Annotated in this window: 22 protein-coding genes and 1 tRNA gene; 8 read left to right on the top strand and 15 right to left on the bottom strand. The window is 67.9% G+C overall.

What is annotated here, in order from left to right:
• The first annotated feature begins 5 nt into the window (after nt 1-5).
• On the top strand, nt 6-608 hold the full coding sequence (locus tag ACZ48X_RS07795; protein WP_336352255.1) for a YIP1 family protein: 603 nt from the start codon (nt 6-8) through the stop codon (nt 606-608).
• A gap of 91 nt (nt 609-699) precedes the next feature.
• Complete coding sequence (locus ACZ48X_RS07790; RefSeq protein ID WP_336352254.1) at nt 700-987, top strand: Sec-independent protein translocase subunit TatA/TatB; 288 nt, start codon at nt 700-702, stop codon at nt 985-987.
• Between the two features lie 356 nt (nt 988-1,343).
• Here the strand turns inward: ACZ48X_RS07790 and ACZ48X_RS07785 are convergent, their stop codons facing one another.
• The 7 genes from ACZ48X_RS07785 to ACZ48X_RS07755 form a co-directional block, all read right to left on the bottom strand.
• On the bottom strand, nt 1,344-1,949 hold the full coding sequence (locus ACZ48X_RS07785; RefSeq protein ID WP_336352253.1) for a DUF8071 domain-containing protein: 606 nt from the start codon (nt 1,947-1,949) through the stop codon (nt 1,344-1,346).
• A gap of 130 nt (nt 1,950-2,079) precedes the next feature.
• Nucleotides 2,080-3,012, bottom strand: a complete 933-nt coding sequence (gene pstB / locus ACZ48X_RS07780; protein WP_464379844.1) for a phosphate ABC transporter ATP-binding protein PstB — start codon at nt 3,010-3,012, stop codon at nt 2,080-2,082.
• Nucleotides 3,005-5,665, bottom strand: coding sequence for a phosphate ABC transporter permease PstA (pstA, locus tag ACZ48X_RS07775; RefSeq protein ID WP_336349684.1), 2,661 nt, complete (start codon nt 5,663-5,665; stop codon nt 3,005-3,007). Before pstA ends, pstB begins: the two co-directional genes overlap by 8 nt.
• Complete coding sequence (gene pstC, locus ACZ48X_RS07770) at nt 5,662-6,768, bottom strand: phosphate ABC transporter permease subunit PstC (RefSeq protein WP_379762505.1); 1,107 nt, start codon at nt 6,766-6,768, stop codon at nt 5,662-5,664. The genes pstA and pstC overlap by 4 nt, the downstream gene beginning before the upstream one ends.
• 79 nt (nt 6,769-6,847) lie before the next feature.
• Nucleotides 6,848-7,990: a substrate-binding domain-containing protein gene (locus ACZ48X_RS07765; RefSeq protein ID WP_336349686.1), complete on the bottom strand. Its 1,143-nt coding sequence runs from the start codon at nt 7,988-7,990 to the stop codon at nt 6,848-6,850.
• 599 nt (nt 7,991-8,589) lie between these two features.
• A tRNA-Val gene (locus tag ACZ48X_RS07760) sits at nt 8,590-8,664 on the bottom strand.
• Between the two features lie 45 nt (nt 8,665-8,709).
• Complete coding sequence (locus ACZ48X_RS07755) at nt 8,710-8,979, bottom strand: DUF7553 family protein (protein ID WP_336349687.1); 270 nt, start codon at nt 8,977-8,979, stop codon at nt 8,710-8,712.
• Nucleotides 8,980-9,258: 279 nt separating this feature from the next.
• Between ACZ48X_RS07755 and ACZ48X_RS07750 the strand changes: the two genes are divergently transcribed.
• Nucleotides 9,259-10,206, top strand: a complete 948-nt coding sequence (locus ACZ48X_RS07750; RefSeq protein ID WP_336349688.1) for an MBL fold metallo-hydrolase — start codon at nt 9,259-9,261, stop codon at nt 10,204-10,206.
• Nucleotides 10,207-10,239: 33 nt separating this feature from the next.
• On the opposite strand, the gene ACZ48X_RS07745 is transcribed toward ACZ48X_RS07750, so the two are convergent.
• Nucleotides 10,240-10,773 (bottom strand): cob(I)yrinic acid a,c-diamide adenosyltransferase, encoded by a 534-nt coding sequence (locus tag ACZ48X_RS07745; RefSeq protein ID WP_336349689.1) that lies wholly within the window; start codon nt 10,771-10,773, stop codon nt 10,240-10,242.
• 128 nt (nt 10,774-10,901) lie between these two features.
• On the opposite strand from ACZ48X_RS07745, the gene ACZ48X_RS07740 reads away from it, so the two are divergent.
• On the top strand, nt 10,902-12,344 hold the full coding sequence (locus ACZ48X_RS07740; RefSeq protein WP_336349690.1) for a pyridoxal phosphate-dependent decarboxylase family protein: 1,443 nt from the start codon (nt 10,902-10,904) through the stop codon (nt 12,342-12,344).
• A gap of 45 nt (nt 12,345-12,389) precedes the next feature.
• Here the strand turns inward: ACZ48X_RS07740 and ACZ48X_RS07735 are convergent, their stop codons facing one another.
• Nucleotides 12,390-12,638 carry a hypothetical protein gene (locus ACZ48X_RS07735; RefSeq protein ID WP_464379843.1) on the bottom strand — a complete coding sequence of 83 codons (249 nt, stop codon included), beginning with the start codon at nt 12,636-12,638 and terminating at the stop codon, nt 12,390-12,392.
• Between the two features lie 279 nt (nt 12,639-12,917).
• Between ACZ48X_RS07735 and ACZ48X_RS07730 the strand changes: the two genes are divergently transcribed.
• Nucleotides 12,918-13,085, top strand: a complete 168-nt coding sequence (locus ACZ48X_RS07730; RefSeq protein WP_336349692.1) for a DUF7838 family putative zinc beta-ribbon protein — start codon at nt 12,918-12,920, stop codon at nt 13,083-13,085.
• Between the two features lie 95 nt (nt 13,086-13,180).
• Here the strand turns inward: ACZ48X_RS07730 and gcvPB are convergent, their stop codons facing one another.
• From gcvPB to ACZ48X_RS07715, 3 genes are all read right to left on the bottom strand, one after another.
• Nucleotides 13,181-14,671, bottom strand: a complete 1,491-nt coding sequence (gcvPB, locus tag ACZ48X_RS07725; protein WP_336349693.1) for an aminomethyl-transferring glycine dehydrogenase subunit GcvPB — start codon at nt 14,669-14,671, stop codon at nt 13,181-13,183.
• On the bottom strand, nt 14,668-16,005 hold the full coding sequence (gene gcvPA, locus ACZ48X_RS07720) for an aminomethyl-transferring glycine dehydrogenase subunit GcvPA (RefSeq protein WP_336349694.1): 1,338 nt from the start codon (nt 16,003-16,005) through the stop codon (nt 14,668-14,670). The genes gcvPB and gcvPA overlap by 4 nt, the downstream gene beginning before the upstream one ends.
• A 321-nt stretch (nt 16,006-16,326) precedes the next feature.
• Nucleotides 16,327-17,298 carry a PfkB family carbohydrate kinase gene (locus ACZ48X_RS07715; protein ID WP_336349695.1) on the bottom strand — a complete coding sequence of 324 codons (972 nt, stop codon included), beginning with the start codon at nt 17,296-17,298 and terminating at the stop codon, nt 16,327-16,329.
• Nucleotides 17,299-17,416: 118 nt separating this feature from the next.
• On the opposite strand from ACZ48X_RS07715, the gene ACZ48X_RS07710 reads away from it, so the two are divergent.
• Nucleotides 17,417-18,373, top strand: coding sequence for a nucleoside hydrolase (locus ACZ48X_RS07710; protein WP_336349696.1), 957 nt, complete (start codon nt 17,417-17,419; stop codon nt 18,371-18,373).
• Between the two features lie 45 nt (nt 18,374-18,418).
• On the opposite strand, the gene ACZ48X_RS07705 is transcribed toward ACZ48X_RS07710, so the two are convergent.
• From ACZ48X_RS07705 to gcvT, 3 genes are all read right to left on the bottom strand, one after another.
• Nucleotides 18,419-18,787 (bottom strand): hypothetical protein, encoded by a 369-nt coding sequence (locus ACZ48X_RS07705; protein WP_336349697.1) that lies wholly within the window; start codon nt 18,785-18,787, stop codon nt 18,419-18,421.
• A 614-nt stretch (nt 18,788-19,401) separates the two neighbouring features.
• Entirely contained in the window at nt 19,402-19,785 is a 384-nt protein-coding gene (gene gcvH, locus ACZ48X_RS07700) for a glycine cleavage system protein GcvH (protein ID WP_336349698.1), read from the bottom strand.
• On the bottom strand, nt 19,782-20,927 hold the full coding sequence (gene gcvT / locus ACZ48X_RS07695; protein WP_336349699.1) for a glycine cleavage system aminomethyltransferase GcvT: 1,146 nt from the start codon (nt 20,925-20,927) through the stop codon (nt 19,782-19,784). The genes gcvH and gcvT overlap by 4 nt, the downstream gene beginning before the upstream one ends.
• Before the next feature lie 140 nt (nt 20,928-21,067).
• On the opposite strand from gcvT, the gene ACZ48X_RS07690 reads away from it, so the two are divergent.
• Nucleotides 21,068-22,405, top strand: a complete 1,338-nt coding sequence (locus ACZ48X_RS07690) for a DUF92 domain-containing protein (RefSeq protein WP_336349700.1) — start codon at nt 21,068-21,070, stop codon at nt 22,403-22,405.
• 1 nt (nt 22,406) lies between these two features.
• Nucleotides 22,407-22,850 carry a GNAT family N-acetyltransferase gene (locus ACZ48X_RS07685; RefSeq protein WP_336349701.1) on the top strand — a complete coding sequence of 148 codons (444 nt, stop codon included), beginning with the start codon at nt 22,407-22,409 and terminating at the stop codon, nt 22,848-22,850.
• Nucleotides 22,851-22,913: the final 63 nt, after the last annotated feature.

Here is a 22,913-nt window from a genome sequence, read left to right as displayed (position 1 = left end):
TCCAGATGACGCAGTGGGTCGAGTCCACGGAAGGCGGCCGCGACCGCGGGCCGCGAGCGGTGCTGCGCGCGTGGTTCGAGGTCGCGACCGCCCCCAGTCGGTTCTACCGGACGGGCGTCGCGCCCGGCGACCAAGCCCCGGGGTTGACGTTCGCGATGCTCGTCGTGCTCGTCGCGGAAGCGACGCGGTTCGCGCTCGTCCCGGACGCCTATCCTGTCATCGCGGGGAGCGAACTCTTGTCGGGCGTGCTCTGGCTCGGCGTCGCCGTGCTCCTCGTCGCCCCCGCGGGCCTCCACCTCCTCGCGGCCGTCGAGACGCTCCTGCTCGCCGCGCTCGCCCCCGACCGGGGCGGCGTCAGCGAGACCGTGCAAGTGCTCGGGTACGCGACCGCGCCGTGCGTGTTCGCCGGCATCCCCGCCCCCGAGGTCCGCGCAGTCTGCGGGCTGTACGCGTTCGCGCTCCTCGTCGTCGGCGTCCGCGTCGTCCACCGCGTCTCCACGACGCGCGCGGTCGTGCTCGCACTCGTCCCCGGCGTCGTCGCGTACGGCTACGGCTTCCGCGCACTCGCCGCAATCGAGACGCTCCTCCGCAACTGGTACATCATCTAGCACGTCGACGACCGAGAACGGACGTTTCAGTCGCTCTCATGGCTGAGAGCTACGCTTAAGCTCTCAGAGCGCGTCCATTACTTCGATACGCATGCTTCCACCCCTGTTCATCGGCGGGCTCGGCGGCCCCGAGCTCGTCATCATCTTCATGCTCGTCGTCCTCCTGTTCGGCGCGAACAAGCTCCCGAAGCTCGCGCGCGCGAGCGGCGAAGCCATGGGCGAGTTCCAGAAGGGCCGCGACGAGATCGAACGAGAGATCAAGGACGCCACCAGCGTCAAATCCGACGGCGTCGACGGCGTCGACGCGACGGAAAGCGACTCGACCGTCGAATCCGACCTCGAAACCGACGTCGACTCGGACCGCACGTCCTCGGCCTGAACGGCCCCCTGTACGCCCGTTCTCAGTCCTCGAATCCTCCGTCAGTCCACCGACCCAGGGACGCGCACGTTTGGATTCTCTATCGCGGTATCCGATTTACGCCACCTCATTCATGGCACGTCGGTCGAACCACCACCGGTCGGTTCGCGAGGCCGATAGGCAATCGTGGTCGACGACCGGTCAGCCCGCGAGGCTGCTAGCCTACCGGTAGGGCCGCGAGAAGACAGTGGGTGAAGCGACGGTCGGTAGGGCCGCGAGAAGACAGTGGGTGAAGCGACGGTCGGTAGGGCCGCGAGAAGACAGTGGGTGAAGCGACGGTCGGTAGGGCCGCGAGAAGACGGTGAGTGAAGCGACGATCACTCCTCGGTCGGCCGTGGGAGTGGGAGGTCGCGGCGGAGCGCGACTCCGACTGCGAACCCGACAACGGCGATGGGGACGGCGGCGAGGAGGGCGACGAACGCGGCGAACGCGGCTGCTTCGGGGAGCGAGACGACGTCTGGGCCGAACCTGGAGAAGGTCTCGCTGGTCCCGTAGCGCGTGAAAGCGACGCCGTACACGGGCGCGGCGACGAGTGCGGTCGTCGGGACCAGCCCGGAGTTCACGGCGGCGCTCGCGGCCGCGAGCGCGAGGAGTGCGGCGACGCCGAGGAACACGAGCGGTTCCGGGTTCGTGCCCGTCCACGTCCCGTACGCCCACGATTCGATCGTGCCGTACCCGACGGTCGCGAACACGTGTTGGGCGCTGCCGACGGCGAGGACGCCGGCGAGGACTACCAGGGTGACCGATATCGATGCGCGACGACCGAACAGGCCGTGGACGACGCGCGTCGTCGGGAACGCGTCTCGGGCGCGGCCGCCGGCACCGAGGAGTCGGTCGACGCCATCGGCGGGCGTGACCGGCGCGTCGAGCGCGGACAGCGGCGAGTCGTCGCTACTGGAGGGCTCGTCTGTCGACTTCACCATACGCACACCTCCACGAGACAGAAACATCAAACCACCGAACAGTCAAATCGGCCTTACAGCTTCCCTCGCCCGCTCCGCGACGCCGTCTTCGGCCGAGACGTCACCCGAACTTACGGGTGATGGAGTCGAATTACCCGAACTTGCCGGTGATGTAGTCCTCGACGCGCTGGCTCTCGGGGTTCTCGAAGATCTTGTCGGTGTCGTCGTACTCGACGAGTTCCCCGCCGGTGAGGAATACCGCGGTCTGGTCCGAGATGCGGGCGGCCTGCTGCATGTTGTGGGTGACGATGACGACCGTGTACTCCTTCGAGAGTTCGTCGACGAGGTCCTCGATCTTCGAGGTGGCGATGGGGTCCAGTGCGCTCGCGGGTTCGTCCATGAGGATGACCTCCGGGTCGACGGCGAGCGCGCGAGCGATGCAGAGCCGCTGCTGTTGCCCGCCCGAGAGGCCGAGGGCGTTGTCGTCGAGCCGGTCCGAGACCTCGTCCCAGAGCGCCGCCTGCTTGAGCGCGCGCTCGACGAGCTCCAACTCCTCCTCGGTGTCGTCGCGCCCGAAGAGCCTGGCGAGCAGGCCGGTGTCGATGTCGCCGTGCTTGCGCGGCCCGTAGGAGATGTTCTCCTTGATGCTCTTCGGGAACGGGTTCGGCGCCTGGAACACCATCCCGATGCGTTTGCGGAGTTCGACGAGGTTCGCGTTCGCGTCGTAGATCTCCGTCCCGCCGAGTTCGACCGACCCTTCGATGCGGGCGGCCTTGATGCGGTCGTTCATCCGGTTCAGGCACCGCAGGTACGTCGACTTCCCACACCCAGACGGCCCGATGAGCGCCGTCACCGAGTTCTCCGGAATGTCCATGGAGACGTCCTTCAGTGCGTGGTCGTCGCCGTACCACACGTTCAGGTCCTCGACGCTCAACTTCGCGTCGCCCTCGAACTCGAACTCCGTCCACTCCTCGCGGGTCTCCTCGGCGGTCTCGCCCGCGACCGTCGTCGACGCCGAGGACTGCGTGCCCGCGCTCTCGATGCCTGTGCTGTCGTCGCCGAAGTCTGATTCTTGCTTACTCATAGTCGAGTTTCCGCCGGAAGATCGTTCGCGCCGTGATGCCGACCGCGTAGAACGAGAGCACGACCATCAGGAGGATGAACGCGCTCGCCCACCCCATGGACGGCGACCCGCTCACGCCAGCCGCGATGACCGCCCACACCTGCGTCGGCAGCGACGCCGACGCCGCCGTGAGCGCCTCGTTCACGACGAACGGCGGCTGCGCGACGAACCGGAACCCGCCGATGACGTCCACGGCCTCCGTCGAGTTGAGGGTGGAGCCGAGGACGAGGATGAGCGGCGCGGTCTCGCCCGCGATCCGGCCGACGCCGAGGATGACGCCCGTGATGACCCCGGGCATCGCCGCCGGAATGACGACGCTCCGGATGGTCGTCCACTGGTCCACGCCAAGCGCCGCGCTCGCGTCCCGGTACTCGTCCGGGACCGCCTTGATGGCCTCGCGACTCGTGATGAGGACGAGCGGGAGGAGCATGAACCCGAGGACGAGCATCCCCGCGAGCAGCGACTCGTCGCCGCCCAGCCGCGGGATGAGGAACGCCGCGCCGAACAGCCCGAAGACGATGCTGGGCGTGCTCCAGAGCGCGTTCGTCGCGATCTCCACGAGGTTCGTGAAGTTCCCCTGCTCGGCGTACTCCGTGAGGAACACGGCGGCGCCGAGCCCGAGCGGGACCGCGAACGCGGTCGCGCCGACGACCAGCCACACCGTTCCCACGATGGCGGGGAGGATGCCGCCGGGTTCGGCACCCAGCGGGATGTACGCCTGCATCGCCATCGGCCACGAGAGCGACCCCTGCGTCGCGACCGCGAACGGCCCGACGCGGAACGGAACGCCCGTCCCGGCGACGTGCGCGCCGAGCACGCCGACGAACCCAGCAGCCGCGGCGAGCGAGAGCGTCACCTCCTCACCGACCAATCGGCTGGTGATGGTCTCCTCGACGTTCCCCCGTCCGAGCGCGAGGAGGGCGGCGGTCGCGAGGAAGCCCGCGGCGGCGACGAACGCCGCGAACGCCACCACCGGGACGCCAGCGACGTTCGGGACCGTCCGCGCGGTCGATTCGAGGAACGCGGTCGCGAGCAGGACCGACAGCCCGCCGAACGCGCCGACGACGAACAGCGGGGCGACGCCGACCGCGCGCTCGCTGACGTTCCGCGGGTCACCGCCGGCGAGCACGCCGGCGAGCGGCGCGAGCGCGAGCGCCATCGCGGCGACCGCGGCGACGACCACGATCCAGTACGCCACTGTTCCGCCGAGCGCGGTCACCCCGAACGGGTTCGCGCCGAAGATACCGAACGCGCCCGCGAGCACCACGAGTGCACCGACGACCAGCGGGAGCGCTTTCCGGACTTGCCCGACGACCGGGAGGTCCTCGCCGACGTTCTCGAGGCTCCCGTACCGCCGGAAGAAGTACGCGAGCAGCGCGACGCTCGCGACGAGCACGAGCGGCGACCCGACGACGAGCGAGCGCGTCACCGAGACGCTCGTATCCAGGACCTCCGGCTGGCGGTTCACCTGCACCGTGTACGTGAAGTCGTACGCGAGCGCTCGTCCGGTCACGACCACGTACGCGAACAGCGCGGAGAGCGCACCGACCGCCGAAACCGGGAGCACCCGCAGGAGTTGCCTGGCGCCGCCGCGCCACTCCTCCGTGCCAGCCGGCTGGCTCGCGCGATGCGCGGCGAGCGCCAGCAACGGGAGCGTCGCGATGAACGCCGACGCCGCGCCGATACTGAACCCGTGGAACGCGTACCCGACGCCCTTCAGCGTCACGAACACGACGATGGCCGCCATCACGGCGAGCATCAGGAGCGCGTTCAGGTTGATGACGAGGAACGTCCCGTACTGGCGGCCTTGCGCGCCGAACCCCTCGCGGGCCTTCGCCGCGGACCACGCCGACAGGAGCGACCCCGTCAGGACGAATATCGGGACGACGACGCCGCCCGTGAACCCGCCGGAGACGACGTCGGGGTTCCACTGCCAGCCGACGCCGATGGCGGCGGACGCGACCGTCCCGCCGAGCACGGCGACGACGAGGCCAGCGGGGACCGTCGACCCGACGTCCTCGCGAGCGACGACCGTCAGCACGAGGAGCGCGACGCCCACGACGACGGCGACGGCGACCCACGCCAGCGAGTCGAACCCGACGAGCGACCCGCCGACGCCCGCGCCGACGCCCAGGCCGACGACGCCGAACGCGCCGCCGGCGAGCAGGCCCGCGCTCGCGTCCGGCGTCGTCTCCACGACCCCGAACCGGCTCGCCGCGCCCGCGGCGACCACCACGACCGACTCGACGACGAGCAGCCAGCCGAGGAGCGCCGCGAGCGTCACCGCGGACGCGTACGCGACCCCGGTCAGCAGGACCGTGGACACGAGCAAGCCACCGGCGACGCCACGCAGGCGCTCGGACGTGATTGGGACGACGTTCGCCCACGAGAACGCGGCGACGGCGCCGACGCCACCGGCCGTGACCGCAGTCAAGGCGAGCAGGAACTCGCCGAGGGCCGGGCCGCTCGCCGCGAGCCCGACGACCTGGACGAGCGACAGGAGCGCGAGCGCGAACCCGACGACCGTCAGCGAGATGACGCCGTCGAGCGCGCGGTCGTACAATCGAGAGTCCGCGCCGACGAGCGTCGTGTCGCGAGCGTACGCGTCACTCATGCTTGCCCCCGCAGCTTCTCCTTCATCCGGCGCTCGATGAACTGCGAGAGGACGCTCATCCCGGCGACGATGACGAACAGGATGACGCCCGCGACGAACAGCACGTCGATCGTGCTCTCGGACGCACTCCCGTAGTTCGTCGCGATGAGGCTCGTTAGCGTCGCGCCCGCGTCGAACACGTCGAACAGCGGGTTCGACAACCCGACGCCCGCCGCCATGATGGCGGCGACCGCCATCGTCTCACCGATCGCGCGCCCGAGCCCGAGGATGAGACCCGCAGAGATTCCCGAGAACGCCGCCGGTATCGAGATGGACTTCATCGTCTGCCACTGCGTCGCGCCCATCGCGACCGAGCCGTCCTTCATCGACCGCGGGACGCTCGACAGCGCGTCCTCCGCGACCGACACGACCGTCGGGAGCGCCATCAGGCCGACGACGAGCCCCGCGATGAGGAACGACGCGCCGTCGTCGAGGAACGACGTCTGGATGAACCCGTTCAGCACCTGGAACCCGATGAACCCGTACACGATGGACGGAATCCCAGCGAGCACCTCGACGGCGGGCTTGACGACCTCGCGCACGCCGTCACTCGCGACCTCGCTGATGAACAGTGCGCCGAACAACCCGAGCGGCCCGGCGACGAACGCCGATATCGTCGTCACGATGACCGTCGCCCAGATGGTCGGGATCAGCGAGTACGCGCCCGAGAGCGGATTCCAGTACGTCTCGCCCGACGGGAGGACCGCGTCCAGCCAGAAGAACCACCGGACGTTCCCGTCGACCACCGGAATCAGGAACAACCCGAGGCCGTGTTCGCCGACCGCCGGGAACGCGCTCGCGAACAAGTACACCGTGATGAACGTCACCGTCAGCACCGTCGACACGGTCGCGACGAGCGTCAACAACCGCGCGGTCTCCGCCTGATGCCTCACCCACGACACCACGGTCGTCAGCCCGAACAGCACGAACGTCGGGAGTGCGAGCGCCGGCGCGACGAGGAACACGCCCACGGTCGCGACGAGCAAGAGCGCCGCCGAACCGACCGTGAGGAGCGCGCCCTCCGACGCGTCCTGGCCGAGGAGTGTTGTGCGAGCGTTCGACATGAAGTTACTGGACATTTCGTATCTTGTGGGGTCTGTCGCGTCGTTCGACTGCCTGTCCTCCGGTCCACCCGCAGTCGCGTCAGTTCGTCGGCTCGGGGAGCTTCCCGAGCTGGGTCTCCTGCCGGCGTTTCCCGAGCGCGAAGTAGTTGTTCGGCTTCACGAACGTGTCCTGCCCGAAGTCACTCAGGAGCATCCGCAGGAACGCCGCCTCCTGCTTGCTCGTGCCGTCCCACGTGTACGCGTGCAGGTCGCGACTCAGGGGGTAGGCCTTCGAGTCGAGGCCGTTCTGGTCGTCCTGATAGCTGTACGTCGTCCCCTCCCAGTTCAGCGCGATGGGCGCGACGCCGTCGGTGTCGATGAACGTCAACGCCAGGTAACTGATGGCGTTGTCGGCCTGCGCGATCGCCTCCGCGAGCCGCTGGTTCTGCCCGAAGCGATTCGCCACCGAGGTGTCCTCCTCGGGGTTCCCGAAGACGTTCGCGACGAAACTCGTCCGCGTCCCGGAGCCCTTGACGCGCCCGAGCACCTGAATGTCCCTGTCTGGGCCACCGAGCTCGGTCCAGTTCGTGATGCGGCCCTTGTAGAGGTCCTTGAGCTCCTGGCCAGTGATCTCGGTGACGCCAGCGTCAGCGATCTCCTCGGAGACGACGAGGGGCTGGCCGTCGACGCCGACGACGTGATCCGTGAACTTCTCGTAGGACTCGCGGTCCGGGAGCTCGTCCTCGACGTTCCCCGAGGAGTTCCCGATGTCTATCTGCTCGCTCATCACCTTCTCGACGCCCGTCCCCGAGTGACTGAGTGCGACCGTGAACCGGAACGGCGGCTTCCCGTCGCCGCTCGGCTCGAACCCGTACAGGCCAGCCCAGTAATCCGCGAGATTCTTCTCCGTCTCGATACCGTACTCGCCGTGGGGCCAGTACTCGGAGTCGCTCGCCGGCCGGTTCGCGTTCCAGTACGACCCGCCCGAGTTCATGATCGGGTACACCGTCGACGACCCACCAGACGTCAACGTGCGCGGGCCGCTCGACCCGCCGCCGGACTCACCGTCGCTGGCCGACTCGGTCGAGGTCGACGTCGAGGTCGACGCACCCTCCGCGCGTCGCGCCCCACGCAGCGAGTCACCCATGCAACCCGCCGTCGCCGCCACCCCGACGACGCCCGCCGTGGCGATGAATTCACGCCGCGATGCCCTGCCGGGATACCGCTCCGGGTCTTCCGCCATTACGACTAGGAAGACGGATTCCTACTAAAGCGGTTGCTAATATCCCTATAGCCACCTACAGAACTTCCATACTGAACATATCGATATATAGGAATACGTATTCTCGAGGCGGTCGACGGCCGATCCGCCGATACACCCGGATACCACGACGAACACGGCGCAGAACGCACGAAACCGGTCACCGGACCGACCGCTAGCCGTGCGACACAACAGGCGACACGCCACCCGAACCACACCCAACCGACCGCCAGCAACCTACCCAACCAGTCAACCCACAGCAACCAACACCCATGCCAGCACACCACACTCGACCATCTATATACCCGACACTCCCCCTCCCAACCCACCCCACCGATACCTCACCAAAACACCAACACGCGCACCCAGAACCCCACCACCACCGAACCACCGACACCCACGCTCACCACAACACCACCACGTTTTCACACAGAAAGCGAGTCGGGGCGGATTCGAACCGGAACGAGACGGTCGCCCTCGCTTCGCTCGGGCGCTGCGACTCGTAGGGTTCGAATCCGCACAGAACCATTCTTACTGCACACGCTCGTCGCTAGCGCTCCTCGCTCTTGTGCAGCAAGAAGTGGGTTGGGGCGGATTCGAACCGCCGGCCTGCTCCGTGTGAAGGAGCCGTCATAACCTGGCTAGACCACCAACCCAGGCACTCGTGGGTACCCGGTTGGTGAACTAAAGGGTTCCGTTCCTCAGGCGGATTGCTCGGTGCGGTCGCGGTACGCGGCGACCTTCTCGCGGGCTTCGACGATGCGCTCGCGCGCCTCGCCCTCCGCGCGCTGCTCGATCTCCTTCAGGTCCGACTGGAGCTTCTCGACCCGCGACGGCTCGGGCTCGGGTTCGACGCCGCGCAGCTCGTTCACGCGCTCGACGACGGGCTCGAGCTCCTCCTTGATGCCGGCGGAGGCGTGCTCACCGGCTCGCTTCAGGTAGTATCGGGCGTCTTCGAAGTGCTTGTTCATACAATACTGTTGGATTGGATAGGACAAGAATCTGTCGCCCGCCATCACTCCCGTTTTAGGCAACCCGAAATCGGCACCTTTACCAATGATTTAGGCATACCTAAAATCGTGGCGGCGGGCGAACCCCGCCACGCGAACCGTCTGTCCCAACCACCGGGTCGTCGCCTCGTGACCGACGACCCACGACAGAGCCGTGGGCATCACGCGGCACCGCCGCGGCACGGCTCACTCCTGCTTCACCCAAAACCGTTTACCAGCACCGTCGCGTACGCCACTCGCGTGTTCGAACGACTCTCTATCCCGACTCCCTTCCAGGTCGGCCCGGTCAACGCCTACGTCGCCGGGCAGACCATCGTCGACCCGGGCCCAGCGAGCGAGGAGGCCTGGTCGAAGCTCCTCACCGAACTCGACGCACACGACCTCGACCCCGAGGACTTCGAACAGGTACTCGTCACGCACCCCCACCCGGACCACTTCGGGCTCGCGAAACGCTTCCGCGAGCGCGGCGCGCGCGTCCTCGCGAGCGCGCCCGCCGCCCACATCATCGGCGGGTTCGAAGCACGACTCGCGTACGAACAGGAGTTCTTCCAGGAGTTCTTCCAGCGACACGGCATGGCCGAGTCCACCGCCAGAACCGTCACCGACCTCCCCGAAGCCTTCGTCGAGTACGCCCCCGACGTCGACACCGACCGCGTCCTCGACGCCGGCGACACCGTCACCGTCGACGGGGCCACCCTCGACGTCGGTACCACGACCGGGCACGCCCCCGGCGAACTCACGTTCGCGTACGACCACGACGACGAACGACGCGTCATCGTCGGCGACAACGTCCTCCCCGACATCACGCCGAACCCACTCCTCCAGCCGCCGATGGACCACCACGACGAGCGCCCGCGCATCCTCCCCGCGTTCAACGACGCACTCGCCCGCCTCCGCGACGCCGACTACGACCGCATGCTCCCCGGACACCGCGAGGTGATCGACGACCCCGCCGGACGTATCGACGAGATACTCGCCGCACACGAGGACCGCACCGAGACCGTCATCGGGCTCCTCGACGGCCCGACGACCGCGGTCGACGTGATGAACGGCCTCTTCGAGGACTTGCCCGCGACCGAGCAATTCAGCGGGATGAGCGAGGCGGTCGGGCACCTGGACGTGCTCGAAGCTCGCGGCGAGGTGACGCGCCGCGAACAAGGTGGCATGGTCGTCTACGAACGCGCCTGAGAACGCCGCTCGCCCACGAATTGTCGACCGCGGTCAGTACGTCGGATTCTCCTCGCGGACGCCGTCGCGTTTGTTCACCACGCGCGCCCACGTGAAGAGGCCGTCCGACAGCCGGTTCAGGTACTGGATCGCCTCCGCGTTCACCGGGTCGCCCGCGGCGAACTCCACGGCACGGCGTTCCGCGCGCCGACACACCGTCCGGGCGTGATGCAACCGCGAGCCCTTCTCGGACCCCGTCGGGAGGATGAACGACTCCAGCGGGTCGAGTTCCTCCTCGAACGCGTCGATCCAGTCCTCTATCTCGTCCACGTGCGCTTCGCGCACGCGCGGGTCGTCCTCGTCGGGGTCGGGGTTCGCGAAGTCCGCCTGCACGACGTGCAGGTGATTCTGGACGCCCTCCAGTATCTCGTCGACGTCGTCGTGACCCGTCGGCCGAACCGTCCCGATGAGCGCGTTCAGTTCGTCGACGGTCCCGTACGCCTCGATGCGCGGACTCGTCTTCGACACCCGACTCATGTCCCGCAGGTCGGTCATCCCGTCGTCGCCACGACCGGTGTATATCTTCATGCATCGTCGTCGGGCCCGCTTGCACTTAACTATCGCCCGGAACACGTGCGATAAACCACTACGCGCGATACAGAATCCGTGGTCGTGGGTGCGGAACCGCTTATCAGCCATCCGAGCGAAGCCGGCGTATGGACCGCTCCTCGCTCCCCGACGCCGCGTTCGTCGACCCGAGCGGCGCGAACGCCGCGGCCGTCCGGTCGATGGCGACGGACGTCCTCGACCAACTCCTCGACCAGCTCGCCGCCGCCGAGGACCGACCGCCGCTACCAGCCGACCCGACACCACCGGCCGTCGACGTTCCGGACGACCCGCGCGACGCGGCAGCCCTCAAGGACGCACTCGAAGGCATCGTCGACGGGTCGATGAACCCCGCACATCCCGGGTACATCGGGCACATGGATACGATGCCGACGACCGCGTCCGTCCTCGGCGACCTCGTCGCCGCCGCAGTCAACAACAACATGCTGAGCGCCGAGATGTCGCCGGTGTTCACCGAACTCGAAGCCGAGTTGACGGCCCTGGTCGCCACAGCGTTCGGACTCGGCGCGGACGCGGGCGGCGTCATGACCAGCGGTGGGAGTCTCGCGAACCTCCAGGCGCTCGCCGTCGCACGGAACCGAGCGTTCGACGTCGCCGACTCGGGGCTCGCCGCCACCAGCGACAGGCCTGTCGCGTTCGCGTCCGCGGCAGCGCACACGTCGCTCCAGAAGAGCGCGATGCTCCTCGGTCTCGGCAGCGACGCCATCGTTCCCGTCGAAACCGACGAGCACGGCCGGATGCGCCCCGCGGCACTCGAAGACGCCATCGCGCGTGCGAGCGAAGTCGGGAAGCGACCGTTCTGCGTCGTCGCAACCGCTGGCACGACCACGACCGGGAACGTCGACCCGCTCGACGAACTCGCGACCGTGGCTGCCCGCCACGACCTGTGGTTCCATGTGGACGCCGCGTACGGTGGCGCGCTCGCGTTCGCCGACGACGACCGGGGGCTCCTCGACGGCATCGAACGAGCGGATTCGGTGACGTTCAACCCACAGAAGTGGTGTTACGTCGCCAAGACGTGCGCGATGGTCCTTTTCGCGGACCGCGAAGTGCTGGACACCGACTTCCGGATCGGCGCACCATACATGCGAGCGGGCGAGCAACGCCGGAACCTCGGCGAGCTCTCCGTCCAGGGAACGCGACATGCGGACGTCCTCAAGCTCTGGTTGACGTTCCAGCATCTCGGGCGGAGCGGGCTCGCTGCGCTCGTCGAGGAGAGCTATCGCCTCACCGCGCTGGTCCGCGACGGCGTCGCGGCCCGCGAGGAACTGGCGTTGGCAACGGACCCGGAGCTGAACGTCGTCTGCTTCCGGGCGGCACCTGACTGGTGCGATTCGAGCGAGTACGACGCCCTGAACGACGCACTCCAGGTTTCGCTCTTGGAGGACGCGGACGTGTTCGTCTCACTGCCGACGTACCGCGAGCGCAAGTGGTTGCGCGCCGTCCTCCTGAATCCGTACACGACCGACGCGGTGGTCGATGGGCTGTTCGAGCACGTCGACGAGTTCCTCTCGGCGCGGCGCCCACGATGAACCACGACCGTCGATGCCGTCGCTTTCGAGTCGACTCGACGCTCGTCAGCACGTGGTCTTCGCGAACGCGTAGGAGCCGGCGGAGAGGAGGGTGACGCCGACGAGGAGCGGTGCGACGACGAACAGTGGATGCCAGGGAGTGCAGCCGTCGCAGACGCCGGCGGCGACCTGGGCGGTGATGGTGTACTGGGTGTAGCCGCCGTAGCTCGCGAGTGCGATGCCGAGGAGGGCGGCGGTTGCGCTCGCGAGGCGTGTCGGCGTGACGTGGTCGGTGGAGGACTGGGCGGTGGGCACATCTGACATCTCGAATCGCTGGTACTTCATTCCCGCGCTTCCTCAAATCGGGTTTTCACCTGCACAGTCAGGGCGACCGCATCGTTCCCACGGATTCGGCTGCCGCTATCCCCGAGAACCGGACCGCGTGCGCCGCTCGCGGCCGTCTGGGAGCGCACGCCTCCAAGCCGAGCGAACCGATTTACTATAGCGAACAGTGGTTTATGGGATGGCGTTCGGACGCGCCGTTGCGTCCTCGAAATCGGTACGTTCAACTGCGCGACCCGGAAACCCCCAGGTATGAGCCTCGAGCTAGAGCACTACTGCCCGGACTGCGACGACGACCGCGTCTTCTACAGAGCAGCGAGCACGACGCTGCACCTCGGGACGAAGGTCAAGTGGCACTGCCCGGACTGCGACTACGGGTTCGTCCAGGTCAACGGCGAGGTCGACACGTCCGAAGCCTGAGTACTGACGGTCTCTCCTCTGCGAGTCGTCGACCGTCGAGCGCTAGCGCCGTCGCTCGCGAGCGACTGAATCGGCGAGAACGGGGGCTGGTCGCCTTAGTCGTCGAGTGCGCGCCAGCTGAGGCGGAGGTCGCGGGCGGCCTCGGTCTGGTCGATGCGCGCCGCGGTCGTGCGCTCGGGCGCGGCAGCGAGCGTCTCGTCGTCCTCGCTCGCGACCTCGTTGAACGCGCGAGCGAGCTGGTCGAGCGTGCGCTTGCCCTCTATCTCCGTGGGTTCGGTCATGAGCGCTTCGCTCACGATCTCCGGCCACTTCGTCGTCGGCGGGTGCACGCCGTAGTCGAGCATGCGTTTCGCGACGTCCGCGGCGTCCTGGTCGCCGGCGCTCGCGACGAACTCGTGGTGGAACGGCCCGTAGGGGACGTCGTACTCGACCTGGCTCGCGAGGTAGTTCGCGTTCAGGACGGCCTTCGCGCTCGCGTCGCTGAGGCCGTCGTCGCCGAGGCGCGCGATGTACGCGTACGCTTTCGCGAGCACGAGCCAGTTCCCGTACTTCCCGTGGACCTTCCCGACCGAGTGCTCGGGGGTCTCGAACTCGTAGTGGAGCGGGCTCTCGTCGGGTGCTTCGACGACCTGCGGGTCCGGGAGGAACTCCGCGAGTTCGTCGACGACGCCGACGGGGCCGGCGCCGGGGCCGCCGCCGCCGTGGGGCGTTGCGAACGTCTTGTGGACGTTGTAGTGCATGACGTCGAAGCCCATGTCGCCGGGGCGTCCGCGACCGAGGAGGGCGTTCAGGTTCGCGCCGTCGTAGTACAGGAGGCCGCCGGCGTCGTGCACCATGTCCGCGACCTGCTCGATGTCGCGCTCGAAGAGCCCGAGCGTGTTCGGGTTCGTGAGCATCAGGAGCGCGGTGTCGTCGCCGAGTGCCTCCTCGAGCGCTTCGAGGTCAACGCGGCCGTCCTCGCCGCCGGGGAGGCTGACGACGTCGAACCCGGCGAGGGCGGCGCTCGCGAAGTTCGTGCCGTGCGCGCTCTCGGGGACGATGATCTCCGAGCGGTCCTCGCCGTTCGCCTCGTGATAGGCGTCCGCGACGAGGACGCCCGTGAACTCGCCCGCGGCGCCCGCGGGCGGATGGAGCGTGACGGCGTCCATCCCGCCGATGCGCGCGAGGTAATCCTGGAGCGAGTGCAGCACGGAGAGCGTGCCCTGCACTGCCTCCACGGGCCGGTCCGGGTGGACGAGGCCGTTCGGGTCCGCGGCGACGTCCTCGGTGAACGCCGGATTGTACTTCATCGTACACGACCCGAGGGGGTAGGGGCCGCTGTCGATGCCGTAGTTCATCTCGGAGAGCCGGGTGTAGTGCCGGACGAGGTCCGGCTCTTCGAGCTTCGGTAGCTCGAGTTCGTCGCGCGTGAGGTCGTCGGGGAGCGGACTGTCGTCGTAGTCCGCTTCCGTCGTTCGCTTCTCCGAACTCAGGGGTTCGTGGCGGTCGCCGTCGGACCACCGCGCCTGGTCGAAGTGGAACCCGTCGGCGCTCGCGTCGTCGGTCCCGTCGCGTCCGCCGTCGTCGGCGTCCTCGGGGCCGTTCATCGTGCCACCTCCGTGAGCGCGTCGACGAAGTCGTCGCGCTCGGATTCGGTGGTGCCGACCGTACACAGCTGGACGTGGTGTTCGTCGAGGACGTGGACGGCGTAGCCCTCGTCGACGAGGTCGTCGCCGATGGCGGGCGCGGGCTGGTCGGTGTGCGCGACGAACTCGCGGAGGTGATGGCGGCCGTGATGGGGTGCCTGCACGCCCTTGACGTCGTCGACGCGGGCGGCGAGGTCTCGGGCGTCCGCGACGTCGCGCTTCGCGAGGTCCGCGAGCCCGTCCGCGCCGAGGCCAGTCGCGTGCATCGCGGCGCGGAGGGCGACCCACGCCTGGTTCGTGCAGATGTTCGACGTCGCGCGCTCCCGGCGGATGTGCTGCTCGCGCGTCTGGAGCGTGAGCGTGTACGTCCTGGTGCCGTCGGCGTCCGTGCTCGCGCCGACGAGGCGGCCGGGGACCTGGCGGACGAAGTCCTCGCGGCACGCGAACAGCCCGAGGTCCATCCCGTAGCTCTGCGGGAGGCCGAGCGCGCTCGCGGAGCCGACGACGACGTCCGCGCCGACGCTCGCGGGCTCTTCGAGGAGCGCGAGCGACACGGGGTCGCTCCCGAGGACGAACAGCGCGTCGTCGTCGTCCGCGAGGTCACCGACGGCGTCCAGGTTCTCCTCGATGCAGCCCCGGACGGTCGGCGTCTCCGCGTACACCATCACGGTCTCGTCGTCGACGCGGTCCTGCAGGTCGGCGAGGTCGGCGTTCCCGTCGTCCATGGCGTACGACTCGACGACGAGATCGGTGCCGGCGACGTAGTTCCCGAGCACCTCCCGACGCCCGGATTCGAGGTGATCGGGGACGAGCACGCGCGTCCCGGAGGTCGCGCGGAGGCGTTCGGCGAGCGTCGCCGCTTCGCCGAGCGCGGTCGCGGCGTCGTACATCGAGCAGTTCGCGATACCCAGGCCGGTGAGTTCGACGAGGAGGCTCTGGTACTCGAACAGCGCCTGCAGGAACCCCTGCGTGACCTCGGGCTGGTATTGCGTGTAGCTCGTGAGGAACTCCGAGCGGTCCGCGAGGTGGTCGATGGCGCTCGGGACGTAGTAGTCGTAGTGCCCGCGCCCGAGGAGTTCGACGAGGTCGCGGTTCTTCGCGAGTTCGTCGGCCATCTCCGCGCGGATCTCGCGTTCTGTGCGCGCGTCGATGCCGAAGTCGCCGTCGAACCGGACGCTGTCGGGGATGTCGAACAGGTCCTCCTCGCTGTCGACGCCGACCGCGTCGAGCATCGTCCGCGTCTCCGCGTCACCGTGGGGCGCGTACGGCGTTCCGCTGGTGTCTCGTCCGTTCATACGTCGACGACCTCCTGGTGTGTGGCTGGTGTCATGCGTGGGGTGGATGATGGTCGCGTGCCGGCCGCGACGCCCGGGGTCGAGCGACGCGACGGGTGACCGACGGTATCGGTTCTCTGCCGGCGATTCGGACCCCTCCCACATGAGCGGTACGGTTCCGGCCCCTGGAGTATGCACGGACGTGGGTAGAATCGGTGGTTCGTTCCCTTCGATAGGTTCGTTCCTGCATACTATCCGCGATTGTTGCCGCGCTCGCCTCGACACCGCTCGCGGCACGCTCGACGCCCGACTCCGGGGCAGCCGCTCCACCGCGACGGCGGTTCAGGCGAGGTGCGCGCGGACGCGCTCGCGGTCCGGGACCGCGGTCTGGACGCCCTCGGTCGTCGTGGAGAGTGCAGCCGCGGTCGTCGCCATCTCGACGGCGTGAGGCATCGCGGTGTCGTGCGCGAGCTCGGCCGCGAGGAACCCGTCGAAGACGTCGCCCGCGCCCGTGGTATCGACGGGGTCGACCCCCGGTGGCCGCCGCTCGAACGCCTCGCTCGTCCAGAGCCCGCGAGTTCCGGGGGTGACGGTGACGCCGTCCGCACCTCGCGTGCGTACCACGACCCCGTCGAAGCTCTCGATACCCTCCCGGAGGCGCGCGTACTCGCCGTCGTTCGGCGTGACGACGTCCACGCACTCGTGGCCGAGCACGCGCGCGGCGTGCTCGTCCGCCGGCGACGGGTCGTACACGACCACTGGTCGCGTCCCCGTCTCCTCGTGGTGTCGCGCGAGGACGTCGAGCGCGCCGAGGAGCGCGTCCGCCGGGAGTTCGTTCTGGACGACGACGCAGTCCGCCGTCCGGAGCGCCTCGGCGTGGCGGCGCGCGGCGGCACGGTCCATCCAGCCGTTCGCGCCCGCGACGATCGCGATGTGGTTCTCGCCCGTCCCCTCGTCCACCGCGACGTACGCCGCGCCCGTCGGCCCCGGCGCCTCCTCGACGCCGGAGACGTCGACGCCGCGCGAGGCGAGCTGTTCGCGGACCGCGTGCTCGCTCGCGTCCACGCCGACCGCACCGAGGAACGCCGCGTCCGCGCCCGCACTCGCCGCGGCAACTGCCTGATTCGCGCCCTTACCGCCGAGGAACGTCTCGTGGAACGCCTCCGCGAAGTCCACTGGCACGGACTCGACCGCCACCGTCTCCCCCGGTTCCGGGAACCACGCGTACTCCGCGGCGGCGTCGTCGAGCCACCCGCTATCGCAGTACCGGACGTGGTCGACGTTCACGCTCCCGAAACTCGCCACCCTGCTCATACCCCCTCGACGCCCCCCGAGACAAAGAGCGTTCCCGACTCGTCGGGCGAACCCGCCCCGACGGCGGACCGAGGCGCGTGACGATGCCGTTATGCTCCCCCTCTCCCACGACCCGAGCATGACACGTCGCGTACTCCTCGACACGGACACCGCGGGGGACGACACGATGGCCATCCTCATGGCCGCGCTCGCCGACAGCGTCACCATCGAAGCGCTCACCATCGTCGCGGGGAACGTCGAGTTCGACCACCAGGTCGCGAACGCCAAGTACACCCTCCAGCTCGCCGGAAAGGGCGACGACGTCCCGGTCTACGAGGGCGCGCGGACGCCGCTCGTGAAGGACCACGAGCACGTCGACCACATCCACGGCGACGGCGGCCTCGGCGGCGAGATCTACCCGGACACCGGTATCCCGAGCGCGGACGGCTACGGCCCGGACGCCATCGTCGACGCTGCGCGCACGCACCCCGGAGAGGTGACGCTCGTCTGCATCGGCCCGCTCACGAACGTCGCGCTCGCGCTCCGCCGCGAGCCCGAACTCGGACGACTACTGGACGACGTCTGGGTGATGGGTGGCGCGGTGAACACGCTCGGGAACGACACGCCGAGCGCCGAGTACAACTTCTGGGTGGACCCCGACGCCGCGAAGGTCGTCCTGAACGAACTCGACGTCACGCTCGTCGACTGGGGGCTCACCGTCCGGCAGGCGATGCTCGAAGGCGACGAACTCGCCGTGTTCGAGGAGTCCGACAGCGAGTACGCCGAATTCTTCACCACGATAACGGAGCACCCGCGGGAGTTCTCGAAGGAGCGCCTCGGCGTCGACGCCACCACCCAACCCGACTCCGTCACCGTCGCCTGCATGCTCGAACCCGACCTCGTCACGGGGTCGAACACGTACCACGTCGACGTCGACGAACGCGAAGGCCTCACGCGCGGCTACAGCATGGTCGACGAACTCGGGATCACCGACGGCGAACCCCGAACTGAAGTGGTCGAAGAGATAGACGCCGCCGCGTTCGAAGAGATGTTCAGCGACATGCTGCTGCACGGCGACCCAGAGCGCTCGCGGTGAAGTCCAGTGCAGGAGACTGGTCCCATTCACGGACGATTTACTGAATCAACTGTACAATAGGGCTGCTACTATTTCATATGCTAAGATGCTTATTAGGTTTCCCAGAAACAGACTCGTTGCACTGCTGAAATCAGGCGATATTACGCTTACAGCCCCTATATATACGATAGCGAAAACCCCCAAGACGGCCATTCGACGAGGAGTTGAGGAGGAAGCGTAGCGTGTCCAAAGTTGCTCCACATCAGCCACAGATGAGATTAGAACCACGAGAAGTGAGATTAACAGCCCTCCTGCTAAGAAGAGAGGTGCAATTGTTTCACCCCGGGATACAAGCGTAGAGATCGCGAAGGCGATGAGTAAGCCTGTCCAGAGGATACCTTTCATACTCATCTCTCGGGGGTTCAGGATATCCATGTCGACTATTTATACGTCACGCCAGTAATCGCCTTCACCGTCCTCCGTCAATGGAAGGTAGTTTCCGGTTCCGGGTGCATAAGTATCACAGGCATTGTCAGGATTATCCCATCCAGCATTTTTCAGATGTGACTTTTTGATTTCTACAACTTTTCTGACCCCACATGTATCAGGACAAATTCAATTGCGCGCTTCCATGTCATAGGGTTCCCGATACAACCATTGATTCTACACCATTCATGTCCCTGAGTGGACGGCGAGTCTGAGTCTGGGTTGCGATCTACTAGGCTACCAGTGCTTGTTGTAATGGAACCATCCTCTGTATTATCAGCAGTTCCCGGCCCGTTGGAATCCCTGGAAATGATAGTCAGTTTGGCATACCCGAGTGGATGCGAAACCACCTCCTCCTGATGCTCGATCGCGGATGCTCGGGTGGCAATATGTGCAACGGTTGTCTCAGGAATATCCCGATTGCTTGTATTGTTTCCAATCCAAATGAAAGCGCCATCTTTGCCACCCGAACGATATCGATTTAGTTCTTAGACAACACAATCGTAAATAAGTGTAACTTTCCGTTCCGTCGTGAATCTCCTTGAAGGTGAGTCGGCCGCGACTCAGGCGATCTGGTCGTCGTACTCCTCGGCCGTGAGGAGTTCGTCGAGTTCGCTCTCGTCGCTCATCTCGATTTCGAGCATCCAGCCGTCGCCGTAGGGGTCGTCGTTCACGAGTTCGGGGGCGTCGAACAGGTCCTCGTTTACTGCCGTCACTTCGCCGCTGACGGGCGCGTAGAGGTCGCTGACTGCTTTGATGGATTCGACGACGCCGAACGCCTCGTCGTGGGTCACCGAATCGCCGACGTCCGGGAGTTCGACGAAGACGACGTCGCCGAGTTCGTCCTGCGCGAAGTCACTGATGCCGACGCGGACCGTGTCGCCGTCGCGGGCCGCGTACTCGTGCGATTCCATGTACTGCCGGTCGTCTGGGATGTTGAAGCTCATCGTTCGTAGAAGGGGAGTGATTCGACGCGTGCTTTCTTCGAGTCCCCGCGCACCACGACGCGTAGCGTGGTGCCCGGGTCCGTGTACTCGGTCGAGACGTACGCGAGGCCGATGGGCTCGTCGAGCGTCGGACTCATCGTCCCGCTCGTCACCTCGCCGACGACGAGGTCGTCGGTGTCCGTGACGTCGTAGCCGTGCCGGGGGACGCCGCGGTCGACGAGCGTGAACCCGACGAGTTTCTCGTCGACGCCCTCCGCCTTCGCGGCCTCGAGGGCGTCGCGGCCGACGAACTCGGTGTCGAGCTTGACGGTGAACCCGATACCGGCCTCGTAGGGGTTCCGCGGGTTCGAGTCGTGGTCGAAGTCCTGCCCCGAGAGGAGGAGGCCCGCTTCGAGCCGGAGCGTGTCGCGCGACCCGAGCCCGCAGCGCTGGACGTCTCGCTCCTCGGCGAACGCCGCCCACACCTCGGGCGCGCGATTCCACGGGACGACGAGTTCCACGCCGTCCTCGCCCGTGTACCCGGTGCGAGCGACGAGGCACTCGACGCCGGCGACCGTCGCCCACGTCGCGCTGAACCGCGAGATGTCCTCGACGTTCACGTCCGCCGCGTCGTCGACGTGCCCGACCGCCTCGGGCCCCTGCACGGCGAACATCCCGTAGTCGTACGTCGCATCGTAGACGGTCGCGTCCAGGTCCCACTCGTCGCGGTGCTCGGTCCACCGGTCGTGCATCTGCTCGGCGTGCCCGGCGTTCGGGACGAACAGGAACGACGCGTCGTCGCTATCGCCAGTCCCGTCGTCGCTGTCGCCGGTCTCGTCGTCGGTCTCGGGCAGCCGGTAGACGACGGTGTCGTCGATGATGTCGCCCTCGCCGTCCGTGATCGTCGAGTACTGCGCGTCACCCGCATCGAGTGCGGTGACGTCGTTCGATGTCAAGCGCTGCATGAGTCGTTCGGCGTCCGGCCCGGACACCTCGATCTCGCTCATGTGCGAGACGTCGAAGATGCCCGCGCTCGACCGGACGGCCTCGTGCTCGACGCGGATACCGTCGAACTCGACGGGCATGTCCCAGCCGCCGAACTCGGTGAACTTCGCGCCGGCCTCGGCGTGACGGTCGCGCAACGGCGGCGTCTCCAGGGCCATACCGGAGTCGTCGCCCGCCGGCAAGTAATGCTTTCGTATCCCGGCGGTCCGCCGACCCCGTCGACCACCCGGACCGGCCGGGGTTCGGGCCCGCCGGCGCGTTCGGAACAGGTAAGTAACGTCCGGGAAAACGACGGCGCGTGAATCGGACCGTTCGGCGAGCGGGCGCGTTCGCGCTCGTCGGGTCGCTCGTGCTCGCCGTCCCCGTCGTCGGCCGGCTCGCGGTCGCCATCCCGGCGGTCGTGCTCGCGTTCACCGCCGCCGTCGACGAGGGGCCGCTGTTCGAGCTGTTCGCCCGCCCCGGTGACCGCGAGGAAGACCGCCTCTACGGCCTCATCGGCTTCACGCTCGCCGCCACCGGCCTGGGCATCCTCTGGGTGATCGCCGCGCTCCCGCTCCCGGTGTTCGTCGGGACTGTCCTCCTGGTCGCGTGGGGGAACCTCACGAGCGAGGCGGTCAAGCAACGGTACCCGGACCCGTTCGCGGCGAGCGCCGGGTTCGCCGCGGGCGGGTCGGTCGCGTTCGTCGCCGGTGCCGCGTTCGCGGTCAGTCGCGAACCGGCGCTGTCCATCGGCGTGCAGCTCCCCGAGCTCGCGTTCCTGGCGGTCGCCGGCGCCGTCATGGGTGCACTCGTTCGCGCCGCGTTGTTCGAGCGCGACGACCCGCTCGTGCTCTGGTCGGTCGCGCTCACGCTCTGGTTCCTCGGCGACCTCGTCCGCGAGCCCGTCCCCGGGGAGGTCGCGCTCGCGGTCGGCGTCACGGTCGCGTTCGGGTACGTCTCGTACTACCTGGAGACCGCGAGCGTCCCCGGGATGCTCACGGGCGTCCTGCTCGGGTTGCTGACCATCGTCCTCGGCGGCCTGGAGTGGTTCGCGGTCCTCATCGCGTTCTACGGGGTCGGCGGGCTGTCGACGAAGTTCAAGTACGAGGAGAAGGCCGAGCGCGGCGTCGCGGAGGACAACGAGGGCGCGCGAGGGAGCGGGAACGTCCTCGGGAACTCCGCGGTCGCGCTCGCGGCGGTCGTCGGGTACGCCGCGGTCGAACCCGGGTACGTGCCGCTCGCCGAGGAGGTGTACCTGTTCGCGTTCGTCGGGAGTCTCGCGACCGCGATGAGCGACACGCTCTCCAGCGAGATCGGTGCCGTGTACGACAACCCGCGGCTCGTGACGACGGGCGCGCGCGTCGAGCCGGGGACGGACGGCGCCATCACGTGGCAGGGCGAGCTCGCTGGGTTCGTCGGTGCGGCGCTCGTCGCCGCGGTCGCGTACGCGCTCTTCCCGGCGGTCGACACCGCTGGTGCCGGTGTCGTGTTCGTCGCGGGCGTCGCCGGGATGACCGCGGACAGCGTCCTCGGTGCGACCATCGAGGACGACTTCGTCGGGAACCAGGGCGTGAACTTCCTCGCGACGCTCGTCGGCGCGCTCGTCGGCGGCGCGCTCGCCGTCCTCGCGCTCGACGTCGCACTCGCGCTCTCCTGACATGCCCGTTCGCGAGGCGACGCCGAGTGACGTCCCGCTCGTGCGCGCCCTCCAGTCGCTGCTCCCCGAGCCCGTCGATGACCTGTTCGCTGACGGCCTCCCCGGTGGCATCACGCTCGTCGCCGTTCCCGCGGGCGCGTGGACGCCGCCGGGGGCCTCGGCGTCCGGCCAGCCCGTCGGGTACGTGCACGCGTACGACACCGGGTACGTCTCCGAGCTCGCGGTCGCGCCCGAACACCGCGGCCGCGGGCACGGCCGCGACCTCCTCTCGCGCTGTCTCGCGGAACTGCGCGCGCGCGGCGTCGACCGCGCGGAACTCGAGGTCGCCGCCGACAACGACCGCGCGCGCTCGCTCTACGAGTCCCTTGGGTTCGCGGTCGCGGAACGCCGGCCGGATCGCTACGAGAGCGGCGACGGCCTCCGGATGACGGTCGACCTCGACTGACTCGCTCGTGGTCGATCGGCCGCCAGCGCTGCATGTGTACGAAGCCAACGAGCTTATCAGATT

The organism is Halorubellus litoreus (assembly GCF_055378595.1).
The sequence above is the reverse complement of the archived record's forward strand: the minus strand, read 5'-3'. Positions and strand labels throughout refer to the sequence as shown.